Raw genomic sequence first — 17604 nt, forward strand, 5'->3', positions numbered from 1 at the left:
GCCGTGTCATCATTGGCCAATTCTGGCAACGACCGACGTTCACGCGGCGCGCGATGGTCCTTGGAAACGCAGCCACGCAGTCTGTGGCCGCTTGAGTTCATAGCGCAAAGCGTCGACTTCTGCATTCCGCGCCTCGCACCAGCACCTGTTGCGGCCGATCGGCGTGAAGCCCAGTTTGGCGATCACCCGTTCAGATGCTGGATTGTCTATATAGTGTCCACACGTAACATGCGAAAAGCGTTCGCGGCGAAAGCAATAAGCAATCAAAGCCGCAGCTGCTTCCGTCGCATAGCCCTGGCCCCAGTAGGATTTGCCGAGCCAGTACCCAATTTCAGCGCTCTGTCCGTCTTCGTCCGGTAGGTATCCGGTTACTCCGATGAGCTGACCATCGAGCGCGATGCCGCGTACGACTTCCTTGTCGTGAATGCCGTTGATCCATTGATCGGCTGCGGCCTCGCTGTAGGGATAAGGCATGCGCGAGGTCATGCTGGCGATATCCCAATCCGCGCCAATCTCGGCGATGCGCCGTGCGTCAGCTTGCGTCAGTTCCCGAAGTCGTAAGCGCCGGGTCCTGATCTCACTGCCCTGCATCCTCTTCATCACCAAATGCCACAAGCGACCGACCATGATCTTCTCGTATTCATTGATCCGCGCGCCTGTTCGTGCCGCCGATCGTTCAACAAGATCCTTGAAAATATAAAAACAGGAGGCACGCGGTGCGCCTCCTGTTGGGTTATTCGAATTTTACCGTATGTGATCGGACCGCTTTCGCACGCCGCATCATTCCGCCGCGGCCACACCCTCGCTGGGCTTGACCGAAACATAGGTTCGGCCATTGCCGCGCGTGCGGAATTCAACGGCACCTTCGACAACGGCAAAGATCGTATGATCCGTGCCCATGCCGACGCCGGTGCCTGGATGCCACTTGGTGCCGCGCTGGCGGATAATGATGTTGCCAGGGATAACCTGCTCGCCGCCATAGCGCTTCACGCCAAGGCGTTTCGATTCCGAGTCACGACCGTTCTTCGTCGAGCCGCCGGCTTTCTTTTGTGCCATTGCTCAAGTCCTTCCTTAGTCTGTCGCCCTGCATCGGGCGCGGGCGTAGTTCAATCAGGCGGCGGTGATGCCGGTGATACGGATAAGCGACAGGTCCTGCCGATGACCGCGCTTCCGCCGGGAATTCTTCCGCCGACGCTTCTTGAAGGCGATGACCTTAGGGCCGCGCGTTTGCTCGACCAGTTCTGCGGTAACCTTTGCGCCTGCAACCAGCGGCGCGCCGACCTTGACGCTTTCGCCTTCGCCGACCATCAGAACCTCGTCAAATTCGATCGTGGCTCCGGCTTCGCCAGAAAGTTTTTCGACAGTCAGGATATCGTTTTGAGCGACACGGTATTGCTTGCCGCCCGTCTTAATGACTGCGTACATTGAATTAAGCCTTTATCTCTTCGCCGGCAGCTTCCGCGTCCGGCTGGGTTTCCGCGCCCTGTGGCGCCACCGTATTGCCTTGAATTATCAGGCAAATTTGGCGGACTTAATTCGCATAAGCGGGCCAGAGAAAAAAAATCGCTGGCGAGGGCCTCGGGCAGCGCCTCTTGCGCGGATAGGCTAATGCCCTCCGCGAACCGACGTCTTATGAGAGAAGAGTGCTCATTTGTCAACGATAACGACCGGCAATTTCGAGGCTCATAGGCCGTTAGCGGACATAACAGCGGCCAAGTGATGGGAACATGCTCGAGGGGTGGGCCAACTGGGTCGGAGTGAAGGCGGAAACATGCGCGTAACTGAGGCTGACTTGCCTGAAATACCGGTTATCGAGGTTGGGGCCGACTTCCCCTGGGAGACCCTTATCCGTCAGGAAGAAAGGGCGCACGCGTTACTTGATGTGGCAACGCGCCGGACTCCCGATCGCGTCCTGCAGGTTCTGGACTCGATATCGCGTCGTTGGATTGCGCGCCGAGAGGCCGATGACTTGGCCGAGGTTGACCGCATCGCCGTGCGTCTCGGAAGGCCTGGGGCCTACTTTTTGTCGGTCAACTATGAATGGGGCTGCACGGTCCGCGTGTGTCCCTCACCGGACAATGCCAGCGCCCGCCTCATCCGTGTGCTCGATTGGCGCACGCCGGGGCTTGGCGCTCACATCATCGCGGCAAAGGTCGAGGCTGCTGCTGGGCCGTTCCTCACGCTGACATGGCCCGGCTATACCGGCGTGTTGCAGGCTGTCGCCAAGGGACGCTTTGCTGCAGCGCTCAACCAGGCCCCCATGCGGCGGCCCGTGGGACTTTACCCGGTCGATTGGGCGGCCAATCGCGCACGCGTCTGGCTTATGCCCCATCCAACGCCGGCACACGTGTTGCGCGACGTGTTCGAAACGGCGGAAGACTTTACCGAAGCAAAGCGGATGTTAGTGGAGCGCCCCATCGCATCTCCCGGCATTTTTGCGCTTTCCGGTCTGGGGCCGCGTGAGGTCGCAATCATTGAGCGCACTGAAACAGAGGCCCGTGTGCACACGGGAGACCAGATCGCGGCGAACCATTGGCAAGCGGCTGGCTGGCACGGTACCGCGCGCGGCACGGACAGCGCCGGCCGAGCCTGCCAGATGGCGCGAATTCCAGCAGATCTGAAGCCGGATTTTGGCTGGCTCGCTGCTCCGATGCTCAATGATCGGACGCGTCTGGTGATGCAAGCTGATGCAACTGAGGGGCGTCTCATCGCCCAAGGCTATGAAGCGCAAGCCGCGGCGACCATGCCTCTGCAACTATCCCTGTGATGAGACCAATATCCTGGATGTGCAACACGAAGCGCATGGCAAACTCCAGAAACGCGAAAGGGGCCGCGTGTCCGCGACCCCTCCGTGAGACTGGCTGAAAACGCCGGTCCGGATAGAAATCCTGGTCAGCTAGCTTAGAACCGGAGGCTGCTCCGACACTGTGCCCGCAAACCCAGACCACCGCGTCAGTCCGAAGATCTCACTTAACATCGGATCACCTCCTTCCCGTTGTTGAATCTCAATTCAAAGATAGCAGTGTTCGTTTTGTTTTCAAGGGGCTGGCCGGGGTCCCTTGAAACGATGTACGCACTGCGAATCGCGCAATTTTCAAAGACTTGTGCAAGGGCAGGTGCGCATCAGACGCTTTCGGAATTCTTAGTGCTTATGTCCAAAGCCGAGCGGTTTGAGGCGTGTCATCAATCGGATACGCCCCCTTGCATCGCTGCGATCAAGACGCTACAAGCTCGCGTCCTGCCGGATCGTTTTTTTGCGTCGGCGGGACTGCGGTCGCGGGTATTTTGGGCCTGCGGCCTTGGGGGTAGGCGGAGCCAATTTTTCCCGTCATACATATTCGGTACGGAGAGGTGGCTGAGTGGTTGAAAGCACCGGTCTCGAAAACCGGCATACCCGCAAGGGTATCGAGGGTTCGAATCCCTCCCTCTCCGCCAGAACCTAGTTCACGGACGTTCATCAGGGTTCATTTCAGAGGCGATAACGCCTGAAAATACCGGCATTATCCGTTCACAGGAATTCACGAGCGGTCGCTGGCATTCAGAAAAATAGGTGGTATCTTTGTTGGTAGGTGCTTCGGAAGTACCAACACCAAGGGGGCAGATGCCGCTTACCGATACTGCTATTCGCGCGGCCAAGCCACGCGAATAGGCCTATAAGCTCTCGGACGGCGGCGGGCTTCATTTGTTGGTGCAAACCAACGGCTCTCGGCTGTGGCGCTTAGCCTATCGCTTCGCCGGCAAGCAAAAGACCTTTGCACTTGGCAGTTATCCGACAGTTTCCCTACAGAAAGCCCGAGAGGGCCGCGACGCGGCCAAACGACTCCTGGCTGAGGGGGGCTTGTACCCAAGCGTTCAGAGGAGGCGTCAAAGGCTTGCTGAGAAGGTTTCCGCAGATTCTACCTTCAAGACTATCGCCCTTGAGTATCTCGGAAACCGGCGCCACGCTCGCTCGAATGTCAGGTTTGCGGCGCATCATCGTCGTTACTTGCGAAAGTTTCTCCCTCACCCAAAGCAGAGATATCATTCGTGCATCGCAGAGGGTGTCACTATCTGGGCCGGAGCAGCGCCCATCGTGACAGCCGAGCCGCTAGTGTCGTTCAGAATCCTGTCCACATGGCGTATTGGCCTATGGCGCCTCGTGTGTTGATGGCGAGTGCCCGGGCTGGGGCAAACTCGGTCAACTGTACCTGGATGATCTTAACCCCGTAGCCATCGAGTGCCTCGCAGCAGCGTTCGGTAAGTTTATCCTTGAAGGCTTGCCGATCCGCCTGGATCTCTTCCAAAGTGTGCTTGCTGATGACCTCGTAGATGGCGCCCTGTGATCGCTCCATGACGTCGGAGGCGAGGTCGGCGATCTGGGCCAGCGCGGCGATCACGTCGTCGATGTAATACGTCACCAGCGCGCCTGCGATGACCGTCTGCATATCCTTTGTCATGACGACTTTGGACTGGATCAGCTGCGTCTGGCGCACGACGGCGATCGTCTTGTACTGAGTTGCAACCGGCCAGTACCAGTGCAGCCCCGGCTTCCATCTCCGAATATGCCTGCCCCAAACGAAAGCGACTCCCTCATGTGTCGCCGGCACAATCACGAGCCAAGGAAACAACTTCATGAGGGTTTGGAAAATCTCGCCAATCCAACCGAATGCCCGCTCCACGCGTCTACTCCGTAGGTTTCCAATTCGCCCTGCCCGGCATGGAACCGGTCAGCAGCCTGTCAATAACTGCAGTCTCATTCATTCGATCAGTCGATGATCGTACGGCTTGCATCCTCACTCAGAATGGCGAGACCATAGCCCTCAATCGTGATCGTGTCCGCTGCTTGCACGCGGGTCACTCGTCCGCCTGTCGCAGCATCCAATCGTAATCCATCGTGGCAACGTTCAGCGCCCCCGCCTATTCGGGGCAACTCAATCCGCCGGGTCGTGGGATGTGTATTGACGAGGACCACGCTCGTCCGGCCATTTTCGCCTTGGGCGACAACGGCATCGATACCGCAAAGCTCCGGGTCCTGACTCGGAAAGTGGATCAGGTCGCCCCGTCTGACATGCTGGGCGATGATCTGCTTGGCAAGAGCTGGTGGAGTCGGCACGCCATCGTTGGTCAGGAGCCCGTAGGCGTCGTCACGTCCGAACCAATGCTTTGACGTCGCCGTCCAACGCATCTCGAGATCGGCGCTGCCGCGCATCAGGTTCAAAATCGCGGAAGCGTAATAGGCCGCTCCAAAAATATTGCGGTTGAGCCCACCGGTAAACTCATGCTCGTGATGCGCGATCGTGTTGAGTTCGCCGCAGAAATTGAGGATGTCACGCTCACCAATCAACCGCGCGACGGATCGGGCGCGGGCCTCATACTGGGGCGTACGCGCCATGACCAGGGATTCGAAGACAGGCCCGTTGGGTGAGGCTGGATCATCAACAAGCTTGACCTTGACGGTTTCGACTGGCGCGGCAGGACGCCAGTCGCTGTACATGTGCCAATTCACAAACGCGAGGTGGTCATCGTCGATGTCGTCGAGCAATTGTGCGATCCAGTCGAGCCAATACGCACGCTGCGTACCGTCGATAGAGGGGCCGCCGATGTTTACCCGTGCGGTCTTGGTGTGGGGTGCCAAAAGCTCAACGACCGGCTCGGAAATGGCGCGGTAGATCGTCAGATAATCGCGGTAGGAGAGATTGCCTCCGACGTCGGGGTTGTTGGGTTCATTCCAGACGCACCAATACCAGTCTTTGACCTCTTCTCCGCCCCACTGCTCAAGACAGTTCCAGACAATTTCGGTGGCGCGCTTGACGAACCGTTCGATGCGCACCGGATCGTGGTGGGGAGGTTCAAATTTTGCGAACGTGATCATCGGTTTTGCACCGCAGGCGAGCACGGCATCGACGACAGCTGCAAAAAAGTCCCATCGCTTGAAGGGATCGGGCACCGGCTTGTCAAACACGAACAGGCGGATGATCTCGGTATTCATCAACGAGAGACGGCGCTGAATTTCGGAGCGATTGTCGCTGAATGCGAACCCGGGCCAACCGTCGATCTCATTGAACCCATAACGCAGACGGCTAACCTGCCAGCCCGGTGGAACCGCACGCGCATCGGCCTCCACCGCCGCGTTGCTCCCGGATGCTGTGGCCTTCCCTGCCATCGACGCGCTAATCCTCGATGTAACCAATGAGTTCACGAAGACGGGCCTCCGGACTGTGGCGCTCGCGAAATTCCTTGCGAATGTCCATGACGATTTCTGCGTAGTGCTGTGGTCGCTCCAGAACGTCGAGGATCTTCTCACTGTCCTCTTCACCCCGGATCATCAGCTCCGTTGCACGTTCGCCGAAGACCTCGACCACGTACTCGTGGTTCAACAGAAACAACGGGATCGTGCCCGAAGCCGGCGTTTCAAACGTGCGGCACGTTACGAAGCCGAGTTGCTCGAATAACGGCCGGTAAACAACGGGATTGAATACCCCCTTCTCAATGGTCGTGGCGACCTCGTTGAACGGCACAGCGGGCAGTCCCTCGAAGCGATGAGTCTTCATGTACTCGCGATCGACGTAGTGCTTGAGCTTGGCTTCGCCGTGCTCCATCCAATCAATGATGTCACCCCAGCCTTCGCCGACAAGCCCGACGCGACCGACTTTGTCCCGCACCTTCGCGATCGCCTTGAATACCTGCAACATGCCGCGCCAGCGATGCTTTGTGTGGCCGACGTAGATCATATCGAACGGCTTCTTATCCGTTCGAATTGGCGACTCCCAGGCGGGGTCATAAATGTGAAACAGGAACGAGCGTACGTTCTTGCGGCGCGGGCGGTAGGTCGGCTGGAAGATTTTGTCGGTCAAGCTGTCGCAAAACTCGATCCATTCCGCGCTTGCCTCCATCGAGCGATGGTTGTAGTCGCCCATAAACCATATCGGCTCGTTGTAGTGGCCGTCGCAATCGATGATGATGCGCCGCTCCCGCGGTACCGCGGTGAGGAGTCTGACCCAGTCGACATTGTCGCCAAATTGCAGGTCCGTCGTCCATTCGACGACAAAGACAACGGCATCAGCGTTGGAGAGGTCCTTCGAATAGTCGAGGGCAAACGCCCATTCCGGTGGACCGTAGACAATCACCTCGTGCCCGGCTGCCTTTGCCGCCCTCGCATATCCTCGAAGGTCGAGCATCGACCCGGCATTTTCATAGCCCCAGTAGACGAAGACGATTTTCATGGGCGGTGGTCCAGGTTCGCGCGCGTCAGCTGCAGCAGGTGAATCATGCGGGGAGAGACTCGAGAGTTTCAAATAGCTCGCGCGCACGCGCCTCGTAGGCGTGGTGGATTTTCAGATGGGTGCGCACGTCCGCGACGATGTCCCGATATTTGTCTTCATTCTCGAGCACATCGACAATTTTTTCCGCGGCCCGCCCCGGCAATGTCAACTCGCGTGCAGCCGGTCCATAGACCTCCTCGGCATGGTCTTCGTCGAGCATCAAAAGTGGAATCGTATCGGCACAGAAGATTTCGAAGTACTTGAGCGTGAGATGCTTGAGATGACGCAACAGGGGACGTTGCGTCATGATGTTGATACGCGCGGAACTCATCGTCTTGATGACGTCGTTATAATTGACCGCCGGTGGGCTCTCGATCCTCAGTCGCTTGAAAGCATAAGGATCGGCAAGGAACGCATCGGAGGGGCCGGCATCAGGTCCCTCATCCGGGGGCTCGTCCCACCACAGCCCCAGAAAACCGATCCGCCCTACGCGATCGCGGATCTTGTGGAACGCCGGCAATAGCTCGCGCTCCACCTCACGCCAGCGCCACCAATTGTGCCCGACATGAAGAATATCCCATACTTTGCCCGGAGTGGATGCAGCGTCGACCTCAAGTGCCGGATCGTAGCCGAAGAACGGTAGCGCCTTCGCCTTTGGAAATCGCGACTCGTCCATCAGTGTGTGCACGACTGTGTCGCCGAGTGAGTCCATGTAGGCGATCCATGCCTTCCGGTCGGCCTCATTCGCATGGTTGAAGTCGTAGCCATCGAGCTGGATGAGCTCGTGATACATACCATCGGTGTCAATGATCAGCCGTCGATCGCGCGAGAAGGTATTCAGCATGATCGCCTGATGCACCGGCAGGATACGGTAAAGATCCGTCTCGAACAGGTAAACGACCCGGTCGAAGTCTTCGATGTCCATCGAGAACTTTAGCTCCGGGATGTACCAAATCGGCGTTCCGAAGATCGCAACTTCGTGCCCGAAATGCGGAGCAAGCCGCATGTAGTTTGAAACAGCGTGCGTGCTGCCGGCCTTGCCGCGATGCTTCATCACGAAAAGTATTTTCATGAGGCCGCCTTAGCCGGTACGTCAGCCGACGCGAGTTCCTCCAACTGCCTTAGGCGTCCGTCGATTGAATGATGCTGCGCGAGATACGCACGCGTTTCGAGTACCGCCTCCCAGGCCCCTTCTGGATCGTCAAGAAGACTTTCGAGATGTGCCCCCACGTCCTCGCCCGGCACCAGACGCAACGCCGCCGGTCCGTAGATCACCTCGACGAAGTTTCGATCCAACATCAGTACCGGCACGCAATCGGCCTCGAACGTTTCAAACGTTCGGTTCGTGACAAGGGCTAGCTCTTTAAACAAAGGCCGGTGGATCACCGGGGCAAACAGCCCTTGACCCAAGAGGGGCACGATGCGGTCGAAACGAATGCCCATTCGCACTTCGACCCTAAGATCGGCGAGAAGATCTGGATCGGTGTCAACGCCAGCAATGCCCATATCGCGTGCCCAGCCGGGGCGTTCTGCCCAATCCCAACCCGCAAGACACATCTGTCCGACGCGTTCAGCCGATCGCCTGTATCCCTCAAGGAAAGGTTTCACCTGGCTCCAGCGTTGCCAATTGCTGCCGACATAGACGACACCGTAAGGTCTCGCGCCACGGTCTCCTGCCAGCCACGCTTCCGCTGCTTCTTTGGCACTATCGAAAGGCTTGTCGACCGCCTTGGGATCGAAACCATGGAATAGGAATGACCCCACGTCGGCGCGCCGGGGTTTGAGAGTCGGCTGGAGGATGGTGCCGCCCAACGCCGTCATCGCCTGCTTCCACTCCCAATCGGGATGACCGTCGAACTTCTCAAGGTGATTGAAATCGTGATCAATACGGACTGTCTCGTTGAAGCGCCCCCACAGGTCGAGCGCAATCCGCTTCTCACGTGGAATCCGGTCCATCATCCGGGCGATCCCGGGCATTCCCGGAATGTCATGGGGCACCTGAACAAGGAACACGACGAGATCGGCGTCAGAGGTATCGAGCGTTGCCGGAAGTTGCGGCAACTCTGGGTTTGGTCGTCCGTAGACCGCAATCTGGTGGCCGAGTTTTCGGCCCCAGGCAACATAACGGTGAACCGTCGCGGTGCTGCGCGTCCAGGCGTCGTGCGCTCCGACGAGTACAATTTTCATGTTCGCTCCCCGATCGTGGTTTCCGCCTGAGCTGTTAGACCATTCGCGTCCTCGCCCGGACCTGTCCCGCCGGCCCACTGCATTGTTTCAAGCAGCCCCTCCTCGAAACTCGTTTTCGGCTGCCAGCCGAACAACTCGCGTGCGAGGCTGATATCAGCTTGGACGCGGCGCTGCTCTCCGGGGCGCGTCGGTGCATAGCGCACATCGTATTCGCCCTCGGGAATGCCGTGTGCGGCCAGGACCTTCGCGGCGAGTTCGTTAATCGAATGCGGCCGGCCGCTCCCCAGATTGATGATCCGTCCCGCCGTCGAGTCCGTATTCTCAAGCGCCCCCAACCAGCCGTCGATGACGTCGTCGATGAACACGAAGTCACGGGTCTGCTCTCCGTCGCCGAAGATGGTGATCGGCTCGCCACGCTGAATCCGTCCAAGGAAGATACCCAACACCCCCTGATAGGGATTGTCCCAGGCCTGTCCGGGGCCGAACACCGAAAACATCCTCAGCGAGGTGACAGCAAGCGGGCACTCAAGGTCAGGCCGTTCGGCGGTTGCGTGCACGTAGCGCTCCGCAGCGAACTTCGTAATCCCATAATAGGAGTCGGGGCGGCAGGGCTCGCTCTCCGGCGTCGGGACCACATCGGTGTCGCCGTAAGCTGTCATTGAACTGGCGTAAATCAGCCGCGGTACCCTATGTGCGAGACAGACGCGAACCACGTTGATCGTACCCTCTGTATTGGTACGCAGATCGCCAATCGGATTGTCGAATGCGCGTATGATCGACACCTGTCCTGCAAGATGACAGACGGCATCGGCGCCTTGCGAGAAGACCGGCTCCAGCTCTTCAGGTTTGGTGACGTCTCCGAAGACGAACCGTGCCCCGGCAGGAACGCTGGCGCGGCTCGAATTGGACTCGTTGTCAATAATGATAACGTCGTGGCCATGACCGACGAGCCGACGCGTGAGGTGGGTGCCGATGAAGCCAGCCCCTCCGGTGACGATGATCTTCAAATCAGAACCTTCCGAACGCGATGATCTTCGACTCCTGCCGCCGTCGACGGGCCTGGCAAGCTCCCCCGCCTGCGGACTATCCCGCGTGTTAGGAGAGAGCCGCAAGGCAAAATTTTGATCCGACGGCAACTTTTTTTACTTGGCGATGCCGAAAATTTGTTGTCCGTTATAGAGATAAGGGGATCTAGCTGGTTCTCCTGCCGGCACGAAAACGTGCCCGATCGACCGTTCAGTCGGCTGTGACCGTTGCGACAGGAACTGGGTATGGGCACAAAGAGTGTGTTGATCACGGGGGGAGCCGGTTTCGTCGGCTGCAATGCCGCCCGTTATTTCAGTGGCCGTAACTGGAGTGTCACGGTCCTCGATAACCTGTCACGCACAGGCACCGAACAAAACCTTGAATGGCTACGCGACGGCACGTCGTTTGATTTCGAACACGCCGATGTTTGCGACCGCGCTGCAATCGACCGTGTTGTCTCCGAGAAGCGCTACGATGCCGTCATTCACCTCGCTGCTCAGGTGGCGGTCACAACGTCCGTTGTCGATCCGAGAGCCGACTTCATGGCGAATGCGCTTGGCACCTTCAATGTGCTTGACGCCATTCGCCGGTTTAACCCTGAAGCGGTCGTCATCTTCGCCTCGACCAACAAGGTCTATGGCAAGATCACATCAGCGGTAACCGAACTGAAAGGTGAACGCTACGGCTACACCGACAGACCGCACGGCATTTCCGAAAGCGAACCTCTCGACTTTCTCTCACCCTACGGTTGCTCGAAAGGAGCAGCTGATCAGTACACTCTCGATTTCGCGCGCATTTATAACATCCCCGCAACTTCATTCAGACAGTCCTGCATCTACGGAACACGGCAGTTCGGCGTCGAGGATCAGGGCTGGATTGCATGGTTCACCATCGCGGCGCGGCTGGGGCGCAACATCACCATTTACGGCGATGGCCGCCAGGTTCGCGACGTACTTCATGTCGAAGACCTATTACGCGCCTACGAGGCCGCCATACAGGCGCCGGACCGCATCGCGGGACAGGCCTTCAACGTTGGCGGCGGGCCGGATCACGTCCTCTCTTTGCTCGATCTGATCGCAATGCTGGAGCGGCGGCTCGGCAAGACGATCCCGCTAAAGTGGCAGGACTGGCGGCCAGGCGATCAGCGCGCGTATGTGAGCGATATCCGAAAGCTGGAGGCGGAGTTGGGCTGGAAACCGGAAATCGGCGTCGAGAAAGGTGTTACAGGGCTGATCGACTGGGTCGACGAGGTGCGAGATCTGTTTGTTGAGGCGGTCTGAGGGCACTCGATATTGTCCGTACATCTGCAATTCAGGAAAGCTCCGGCAATATTGACCGACGTTGGAGCTGCTGGAAGAAAGGCTAGGTGACAGTATGGGTGGTCGCAAGCGTGTGGTCGTGACGGGCGGTGCAGGTTTTCTCGGATCCCACCTGTGCGACCGGTTGCTTGCAGCGGGTCACGTCGCGATCTGCGTTGACAACTTTCATACTGGCCGGCGCGCCAATGTAGATCATTTGAACGATCACTCCAGCTTCGAGCTTGTTGAGCACGACATCGCTGCTCCACTCAACCTCGATGCCGATGAGATCTTCAACCTCGCCTGTCCCGCTTCCCCTCAGCACTATCAAGATGATCCCGTCCGAACGACGAAAACAAGCGTGTTCGGCGCATTCAACGTTCTGGAGTTAGCAAACCGCACACGCAGTCGCGTTCTCCAAGCCTCGACATCCGAAGTCTACGGCGATCCGCTTGAGCACCCACAGCACGAGACCTACCACGGGAATGTCAATCCGATCGGACCACGCGCCTGCTACGACGAGGGCAAGCGCTGTGCCGAGACACTGTTCTTTGACTTCCAGCGCCAGTACGGGACTGAAATCAAGGTTGCGCGCATCTTCAATACATACGGTCCCAGGATGCAGCCGAACGACGGCCGCGTTGTATCGAACTTCATCGTGCAGGCGTTACGCGGCGCGCCAATCACGGTCTACGGTGAAGGCGCTCAAACGCGCTCATTCTGCTATGTGGACGACTTGGTGACGGGGCTGGTTGCCCTCATGGGAAGCCCGCCCGATTTAATGGGACCCGTCAATCTCGGGAACCCGGGCGAATTCACCGTCCGCGAACTCGCCAAACTCGTGATCGACTTGACAGGGTCGTCATCCAAGATGGTTTTCCGCCCTCTGCCGGCAGACGATCCGCGCCAACGTCGGCCGGACATTTCGCTGGCATCTTCGGCCCTCGGCTGGCGACCGGAAGTCGGTTTGCGCGACGGCCTCGTACGCACGATCACCTATTTTGAGTCCCTGCTCAAGTACGGCGCACCCCTTGAACCAGCACGCACGGCCGCCACACTGGTCAATCGTGATTGCTATGCAGGTGGCATCATCGAGGATCCGGGCACCGTGGAGGAAACCGCGCCATTAGGGGAGTAGCGAGCCTATCGTCGACGCTGCCGGATCTTTTCTGTCCCTCACACAACACGATACCGCCCGCGCGACCATCAACAGGCTGTACTGCGCCTCTCCTTTACCCAGTAGCCACCGTAGTCATCGATCCCCACGATCGGATCAACGATTTCTCGCTCGGCCCGAAAAATATCGACCGCACGCCGGTTGTCTTCGAACAGGTAGTAATCATCGAGGATGACGCTCCCTCCGGGGGAAAGCTTATCGTAGAGAGCTGCCAGCGTATCGCGGGCGCTTGAGAAGGTGTCACCATCAAGCCGCAGGATCGCAAGCCTCTCGACCGGCGCGTTCGCAAGCGTCTCGGCGAACGGCCCTTCCAGAAAAACCACTTGCCGGTCGAGAAGCCCATAGCGCTCGAAGGTGGCCCTCACCTCGTAAAGCGGCACGGCGAAGACGGGTTCTTCACGTAGGAAAGCGGCGGAATCCTCAGGGTCCGTATCGAGAGGCTGACCGTCAAACGTGTCGGCTGCAATAACGCGCCGGTCGGTGACGCCGTAGGCCTTTAGCGCCGCTCTCATCATCATGGCCGCGCCGCCGCGCCATACGCCTGCCTCGAGGAAATCTCCCGCGACGCCACCGGAGATGACGCGTTCGCACTCGGCCCTCAGATGGCGCATGCGCCGCGCACCGATCATTGAGGGGGCTACCGATGGCCAATCCCATCCGTTGAGGCGGTGGTTCTCATCGTAGCCTCCGATGTGCGGCTGTATCGCGGGATCGCGATTGAGGCGCCCGACGAGGCTGTCGCACATTAGGTCGAGGTAGGCCGCGCGAAGCCTGGAAATCTCGCTGGCTAAATATTCACCATCAATGTTCTCTAGCTGATCCGACCTATCCATCTCACACGCACCTGTCCGCAGATCACCCTTCATTACTACTATGGCGCTAGATCAGGACCTATAGAAATCGATAGACGCCGTTTGCACGTGCAGTCTTGCAACTCTGCTCCCTTCTATGAACTCGGTGTTCGGCAGAGGTTCGCTTGCGTCTTATCGGTGACGTGCAACGCTCAAGATATTTAGTTTGACGTCAGCAGAGAGTCGATAAGGTGATGCATTCTTTCGGCGACCCATTGAGAAGCTTGTTCCTGGTTGCAATGTCCGCTTTCTCGGCACAGCAGAAGTTACCAGTCGGGTGGTCGCGCGGATCATGATGTCGGCTGTGGGTCATTCGCGTCGCGTGGGGTTCACTCGATGTCGGTTGTTGCCGGATGGCATCCAATGGTGAGAGGCCTGAATTATCGACCGCAATTCAAACTAAAAGCCACCAAGGATTGCCCCGGCAAGGATCCAGATAGGCTAAGATAGACTATATGTGTTCGTCGACACGATTGGTCAGGACGTGCACCGATGGCGTTACCAAAGCGACCTAAATTTGAGACCGAAGACAGTTTGAAGTACTACATAGCGGAGCTAGAAGTGCTCCCGGCTTCTCCAGAATTCCACGCGGCATTGCTCACCTCAAAGCTAGATTTGCAGCTTCTCGTCGACCTTCGAGAAGACAACTCGCTGTTGGGCGATCGTATGCGGGGTGATGAACCGGACAGCATCATGTTTCGACGACCAAAAGCAAATCCGAGGTGATCGCTAATGTCGTCACTTAACCCGCCGCGAAAATTTAGCTTCATCGATCCACCATCGCACTTTGCATCGATCAGCGAATGGCGCGAGTTCCTCGAGAGCCTTGAGGCCGAGCCCGATAAGACACATCAACTCAAGGAAGAGATCCTCAAGGCCAAGGAACACATTGCCGAAGCCGAAGCGTCGGGCGACCGAACCTGACCCTAAAGCTTGTGAGAGCCGCGTAAGGCGCCTGTGGGCCAAGCTGGGAAGTCAAGGTGACAGGTTGATATGTCCGGTTCGGTTCAGGCAGCTGCCCTGCAACTTGCGAGCTGCATCAAAGGATGGAGATTGTCAGCCGGCGCTTCAGCCGCGTTCAACCAAGTTCGCGATTGCCCGCGAAAGATCATTAGCCCCCGACAATATGGCGCCTTCATCCAGGTGCCCCCAACGTATGGCTGACGGCGTACACACCCTCGTCTTTCCAGTCGACGAATACATCGACGGCCATAAACTGCTGCTCTGACATCTTGATCTCCATCTGACAGGCGAAGCCTCTGACGAAATGCGTGCACTCGGTACCAATCTGGTTCAGACTAGTCCGTATAGGAATAGTCCGAGGAAGGAAGGTGTGTCACGTCGCACGGTCCGAAGGGGTTTTGCAGTACTCCTCATTGCGGGATTGACGCTGCTGCCACAGCCCGCAGCCGCCCGTTGGGAGGCAAATATTGAACGCGACGACTTCGGCACCAACCATGTGGGGCTGGCCGCTACCATGTCAGGCGGACGCGGGCTGGTCCTACGCTGTGGGAATGATGCGTTCGCGTCGTGGCCGGCGGTGATCATGTGTTTCCTGTGCTCGAAGCTATTGCCAAGGCGAGGTCCCGCATAGCGGTTGCCGTCATGATCGCGCGCAAGCGTTTCGAAAACAGCAGGCTCGGCGCGCGGGGGAGTCAAGCGGCCTTTAAGCACATTTGGCAATTCTGCGGCTCGAAGCTCGGCGACTACACGAAACCCGACCTTTGAGGTTGTCAGCGGTCGCGCGCTCGCGGCCGCCAATGCCGGGCATCTTATCTCGACGGTCTCTAATAAAAGGTCTGTCCGGAACGGGCGAGACGTACACGACGGTCCAAATCATCTGGCGTTTGAGGAAGCTGGCATCCGCGAAACGGACGATTTTCCTCCCTGACAGGAACACCCTCGTCGACCAAACGCGGGCAATGATCTCAAGCGCCTTGAGCGCGGTGGTGACGAATACCCGCCGACCTTAAATCGATCGTCCAAAGGTTTGTAAATGCCTTGCCAGCCGGGTATCCGAGAGCGTATTCGGCGCGGTACCGCCAACGCGCGAGTAATACGACTGCCTCTATCCAGCAGGACAAGTGAATCCGACATGACCGACACCATCCATTGCGTGAAATGCCAATCACCGTACGCATACGAAGACCGAGGACTGTTCATTTGTCCCGAGTGCGCGCACGAGTGGTCGGGCGCGGAAGCGCATGAAGAGGAGGCGACGGAAGAAGCGGTTGTCCGTGACGCTAGTGGCGCCGTGCTAACGGATGGCGATACCGTGATGGTCGTCAAGGATCTGAAGATCAAGGGCTCGTCGAATGTGGTCAAGGTTGGCACCAAGGTGAAAAACATTCGCCTTGTTGGCGGTGACCACGACATCGACTGCAAAATACCAGGGATCGGCCAGATGGGGTTGAAATCCGCGTTCGTGAAAAAGGTCGCGGACTAGCGAGCCCGTCCGGCGTCAGAACCTAACAGATAGTTTGAGCCGATTGCTGACGAAGCTGCGTTCGCCGCGTTCGATGATGTTGATGTCGACATCCTCCGCCACATCGCCTGCTTCCCGCATCCGCTCGCGCATGATACGGAACTGAGGCCCGCTCGGGATAAGTTGCCTCTATAGAATTCGCCTGTGCGTTTTCAGGCCGAGTTAATGGACAAAGGTCTGTGGCTCCTTGCCCTAGGCGGCCCTCACCTTATACTTCCCGCATGGATGATTTGACGCGGCGACAGCAATTCTATCAGTTTTCGAAAGGGCGACCGCGCGCGCATGTCTTCCAGACAGTCTCCTCGATCGATGCGCCTGAGCGCGAGCGCTACAATTACTGGCTCAAATCTGTCATCTATAATCTCGAAGTCCCCCGGCCGAACGCTGCGCAACAGCGCGATTTCGTGGCCTCGGTCACTTCGCTCGCAACGCTGTCGGGCGAAATGCACCATGTCGAGGCCGATGGCTACGAGGGGATCAGAACGCGCGGCCAGATCAGGGCGGATGGCGGCGAAGAACTCGCCCTGCTCTATGTCCTGGATGGCCGTATCGAAGGCTCACACGAGCATGGAGCAGATGCCGTAGCAGGCCCGGGCGAGTTTTATCTGTTCGATGCCGCCCGTCCAGGAAAAGTCCAGTTCTGTGGTCGACACAGCATGATACAGATCGATCTTTCCCGGCCATTGCTTGCGTCGATCTTCACCGGATCGATCCCCGATCCGGCCTTGATCGGCAAGGCGCTCAATAGCTCACGGCTCTCCGGTCTACTTGGCGCGCATTTGGCACAGTTTCCCAAAAAGGCCACCGCGCTCAATCCGATGGAACAACTCGGGCTGCTCGATGCCTCGGAAGCTTTCGCCATCACCACCATCGAAACCGCCTTCACCTCGGCCTATGGCGATCGAGGCAGCCGCAATGAGGGTTTGTTCGCAGCCGCGCAACGCTATATCCGGCTCAACCTGGGGAAGAAGACACTGGGCGCGGAGGAAATCGCCCGTGCCATCGGCTGTTCGCGGGCCAGTCTTTATCGCCTGTTTGCCACCTACCATCTGACCGTCAATGGTCAGATACGTGAACTGCGGCTTCAGAAACTCAAAGCCTTACTCGAAAGCCCCGACCAGTTGGTGCCGATCTCGGTACTGGCAGAGCGCTGCGGGTTGTTCGACACGCCGAATGTCAATCGTGCCTTCCGGCATCGATTCGGCCTCTCCCCGAGTGAGCTGCGTGAGAGCCAGAGTAGCTCCGCCGACGGTGATACCGGTCAGAAATCGAGAGAATAGACTGCTCGATTATGCATTTGAGACACGCTGATTACCGCTTATTTTTCAATGAATTTATA

At 58.1% G+C, this 17604-nt stretch carries 19 protein-coding genes and 1 tRNA gene; 10 read left to right on the top strand and 10 right to left on the bottom strand.

The features are described from left to right. Positions 1-39: 39 nt before the first annotated feature. From YBN1229_RS06350 to rplU, 3 genes are all read right to left on the bottom strand, one after another. The gene (locus tag YBN1229_RS06350) at positions 40-627 is read right to left on the bottom strand and encodes a GNAT family N-acetyltransferase (RefSeq protein ID WP_244465026.1); all 588 of its coding nucleotides are present in this window, start codon (positions 625-627) and stop codon (positions 40-42) included. Positions 628-780: 153 nt separating this feature from the next. After that, positions 781-1056: a 50S ribosomal protein L27 gene (gene rpmA, locus YBN1229_RS06355; protein ID WP_046477427.1), complete on the bottom strand. Its 276-nt coding sequence runs from the start codon at positions 1054-1056 to the stop codon at positions 781-783. Positions 1057-1110: 54 nt separating this feature from the next. Beyond that, entirely contained in the window at positions 1111-1425 is a 315-nt protein-coding gene (rplU, locus tag YBN1229_RS06360; protein ID WP_046477429.1) for a 50S ribosomal protein L21, read from the bottom strand. A gap of 346 nt (positions 1426-1771) precedes the next feature. On the opposite strand from rplU, the gene YBN1229_RS06365 reads away from it, so the two are divergent. From YBN1229_RS06365 to YBN1229_RS06375, 3 genes are all read left to right on the top strand, one after another. Further along, the gene (locus YBN1229_RS06365; protein WP_046477431.1) at positions 1772-2767 is read left to right on the top strand and encodes a hypothetical protein; all 996 of its coding nucleotides are present in this window, start codon (positions 1772-1774) and stop codon (positions 2765-2767) included. A 578-nt stretch (positions 2768-3345) separates the two neighbouring features. Beyond that, positions 3346-3435: transfer RNA gene (locus YBN1229_RS06370), tRNA-Ser, on the top strand. A 253-nt stretch (positions 3436-3688) separates the two neighbouring features. Continuing rightward, a complete protein-coding gene (locus YBN1229_RS06375) occupies positions 3689-4147 on the top strand; it encodes a DUF4102 domain-containing protein (protein WP_244465059.1) in 459 nt (152 codons plus the stop codon). Here YBN1229_RS06375 and YBN1229_RS06380 read toward each other — a convergent pair. The 6 genes from YBN1229_RS06380 to YBN1229_RS06405 form a co-directional block, all read right to left on the bottom strand. Continuing rightward, positions 4098-4658 carry an SPFH domain-containing protein gene (locus tag YBN1229_RS06380; protein WP_046477435.1) on the bottom strand — a complete coding sequence of 187 codons (561 nt, stop codon included), beginning with the start codon at positions 4656-4658 and terminating at the stop codon, positions 4098-4100. The two genes, YBN1229_RS06375 and YBN1229_RS06380, sit on opposite strands and share 50 nt — an antisense overlap. 86 nt (positions 4659-4744) lie before the next feature. Next, a complete protein-coding gene (locus YBN1229_RS06385) occupies positions 4745-6142 on the bottom strand; it encodes a GH39 family glycosyl hydrolase (RefSeq protein WP_046477436.1) in 1398 nt (465 codons plus the stop codon). 7 nt (positions 6143-6149) lie between these two features. After that, positions 6150-7202 (bottom strand): glycosyltransferase family protein, encoded by a 1053-nt coding sequence (locus tag YBN1229_RS06390; protein ID WP_046477437.1) that lies wholly within the window; start codon positions 7200-7202, stop codon positions 6150-6152. 43 nt (positions 7203-7245) lie between these two features. Further along, on the bottom strand, positions 7246-8313 hold the full coding sequence (locus YBN1229_RS06395) for a glycosyltransferase family protein (protein ID WP_046477438.1): 1068 nt from the start codon (positions 8311-8313) through the stop codon (positions 7246-7248). Next, a complete protein-coding gene (locus YBN1229_RS06400) occupies positions 8310-9428 on the bottom strand; it encodes a hypothetical protein (RefSeq protein ID WP_046477439.1) in 1119 nt (372 codons plus the stop codon). The genes YBN1229_RS06395 and YBN1229_RS06400 overlap by 4 nt, the downstream gene beginning before the upstream one ends. Further along, positions 9425-10435: an NAD-dependent epimerase/dehydratase family protein gene (locus YBN1229_RS06405; RefSeq protein ID WP_052743750.1), complete on the bottom strand. Its 1011-nt coding sequence runs from the start codon at positions 10433-10435 to the stop codon at positions 9425-9427. Before YBN1229_RS06405 ends, YBN1229_RS06400 begins: the two co-directional genes overlap by 4 nt. A 264-nt stretch (positions 10436-10699) precedes the next feature. Between YBN1229_RS06405 and YBN1229_RS06410 the strand changes: the two genes are divergently transcribed. Then, entirely contained in the window at positions 10700-11734 is a 1035-nt protein-coding gene (locus YBN1229_RS06410; RefSeq protein WP_046477440.1) for a GDP-mannose 4,6-dehydratase, read from the top strand. Between the two features lie 94 nt (positions 11735-11828). After that, positions 11829-12890 (top strand): UDP-glucuronic acid decarboxylase family protein, encoded by a 1062-nt coding sequence (locus YBN1229_RS06415; protein ID WP_082101042.1) that lies wholly within the window; start codon positions 11829-11831, stop codon positions 12888-12890. A gap of 68 nt (positions 12891-12958) precedes the next feature. Here the strand turns inward: YBN1229_RS06415 and YBN1229_RS06420 are convergent, their stop codons facing one another. Beyond that, positions 12959-13762 (bottom strand): TylF/MycF/NovP-related O-methyltransferase, encoded by an 804-nt coding sequence (locus YBN1229_RS06420; protein ID WP_046477441.1) that lies wholly within the window; start codon positions 13760-13762, stop codon positions 12959-12961. A gap of 510 nt (positions 13763-14272) precedes the next feature. Here YBN1229_RS06420 and YBN1229_RS06425 point away from each other — a divergent pair. The 5 genes from YBN1229_RS06425 to YBN1229_RS06450 all read left to right on the top strand — a co-directional run bounded on the left by YBN1229_RS06425 (position 14273) and on the right by YBN1229_RS06450 (position 17545). Beyond that, on the top strand, positions 14273-14506 hold the full coding sequence (locus YBN1229_RS06425) for a hypothetical protein (protein WP_046477442.1): 234 nt from the start codon (positions 14273-14275) through the stop codon (positions 14504-14506). A 6-nt stretch (positions 14507-14512) separates the two neighbouring features. Continuing rightward, positions 14513-14704 carry a hypothetical protein gene (locus tag YBN1229_RS06430; RefSeq protein WP_046477444.1) on the top strand — a complete coding sequence of 64 codons (192 nt, stop codon included), beginning with the start codon at positions 14513-14515 and terminating at the stop codon, positions 14702-14704. A gap of 836 nt (positions 14705-15540) precedes the next feature. Continuing rightward, the gene (locus tag YBN1229_RS06440) at positions 15541-15753 is read left to right on the top strand and encodes a DEAD/DEAH box helicase family protein (protein WP_046477450.1); all 213 of its coding nucleotides are present in this window, start codon (positions 15541-15543) and stop codon (positions 15751-15753) included. A 122-nt stretch (positions 15754-15875) separates the two neighbouring features. Continuing rightward, a complete protein-coding gene (locus tag YBN1229_RS06445; RefSeq protein WP_046477452.1) occupies positions 15876-16226 on the top strand; it encodes a zinc ribbon domain-containing protein YjdM in 351 nt (116 codons plus the stop codon). A gap of 260 nt (positions 16227-16486) precedes the next feature. Beyond that, the gene (locus YBN1229_RS06450; protein ID WP_052743751.1) at positions 16487-17545 is read left to right on the top strand and encodes a helix-turn-helix domain-containing protein; all 1059 of its coding nucleotides are present in this window, start codon (positions 16487-16489) and stop codon (positions 17543-17545) included. Positions 17546-17604 lie beyond the last annotated feature (59 nt).

Origin of the sequence: Candidatus Filomicrobium marinum, from assembly GCF_000981545.1 — a bacterium.
Lineage (GTDB): Bacteria > Pseudomonadota > Alphaproteobacteria > Rhizobiales > Hyphomicrobiaceae > Filomicrobium > Filomicrobium insigne.

Bases quoted from the DNA above. Each gene is read 5' to 3' on its own strand.
- YBN1229_RS06415 (WP_082101042.1), top strand. From the start codon at position 11,829: ATGGGTGGTCGCAAGCGTGTGGTCGTGACGGGCGGTGCAGGTTTTCTC.
- YBN1229_RS06400 (WP_046477439.1), bottom strand. From the start codon at position 9,428: ATGAAAATTGTACTCGTCGGAGCGCACGACGCCTGGACGCGCAGCACC.
- YBN1229_RS06395 (WP_046477438.1), bottom strand. From the start codon at position 8,313: ATGAAAATACTTTTCGTGATGAAGCATCGCGGCAAGGCCGGCAGCACG.
- rplU (WP_046477429.1), bottom strand. From the start codon at position 1,425: ATGTACGCAGTCATTAAGACGGGCGGCAAGCAATACCGTGTCGCTCAA.
- YBN1229_RS06385 (WP_046477436.1), bottom strand. From the start codon at position 6,142: ATGGCAGGGAAGGCCACAGCATCCGGGAGCAACGCGGCGGTGGAGGCC.
- YBN1229_RS06425 (WP_046477442.1), top strand. From the start codon at position 14,273: ATGGCGTTACCAAAGCGACCTAAATTTGAGACCGAAGACAGTTTGAAG.
- YBN1229_RS06365 (WP_046477431.1), top strand. From the start codon at position 1,772: ATGCGCGTAACTGAGGCTGACTTGCCTGAAATACCGGTTATCGAGGTT.
- rpmA (WP_046477427.1), bottom strand. From the start codon at position 1,056: ATGGCACAAAAGAAAGCCGGCGGCTCGACGAAGAACGGTCGTGACTCG.
- YBN1229_RS06440 (WP_046477450.1), top strand. From the start codon at position 15,541: ATGCCGGGCATCTTATCTCGACGGTCTCTAATAAAAGGTCTGTCCGGA.
- YBN1229_RS06450 (WP_052743751.1), top strand. From the start codon at position 16,487: ATGGATGATTTGACGCGGCGACAGCAATTCTATCAGTTTTCGAAAGGG.
- YBN1229_RS06430 (WP_046477444.1), top strand. From the start codon at position 14,513: ATGTCGTCACTTAACCCGCCGCGAAAATTTAGCTTCATCGATCCACCA.
- YBN1229_RS06390 (WP_046477437.1), bottom strand. From the start codon at position 7,202: ATGAAAATCGTCTTCGTCTACTGGGGCTATGAAAATGCCGGGTCGATG.
- YBN1229_RS06445 (WP_046477452.1), top strand. From the start codon at position 15,876: ATGACCGACACCATCCATTGCGTGAAATGCCAATCACCGTACGCATAC.
- YBN1229_RS06350 (WP_244465026.1), bottom strand. From the start codon at position 627: ATGGTCGGTCGCTTGTGGCATTTGGTGATGAAGAGGATGCAGGGCAGT.
- YBN1229_RS06420 (WP_046477441.1), bottom strand. From the start codon at position 13,762: ATGGATAGGTCGGATCAGCTAGAGAACATTGATGGTGAATATTTAGCC.
- YBN1229_RS06410 (WP_046477440.1), top strand. From the start codon at position 10,700: ATGGGCACAAAGAGTGTGTTGATCACGGGGGGAGCCGGTTTCGTCGGC.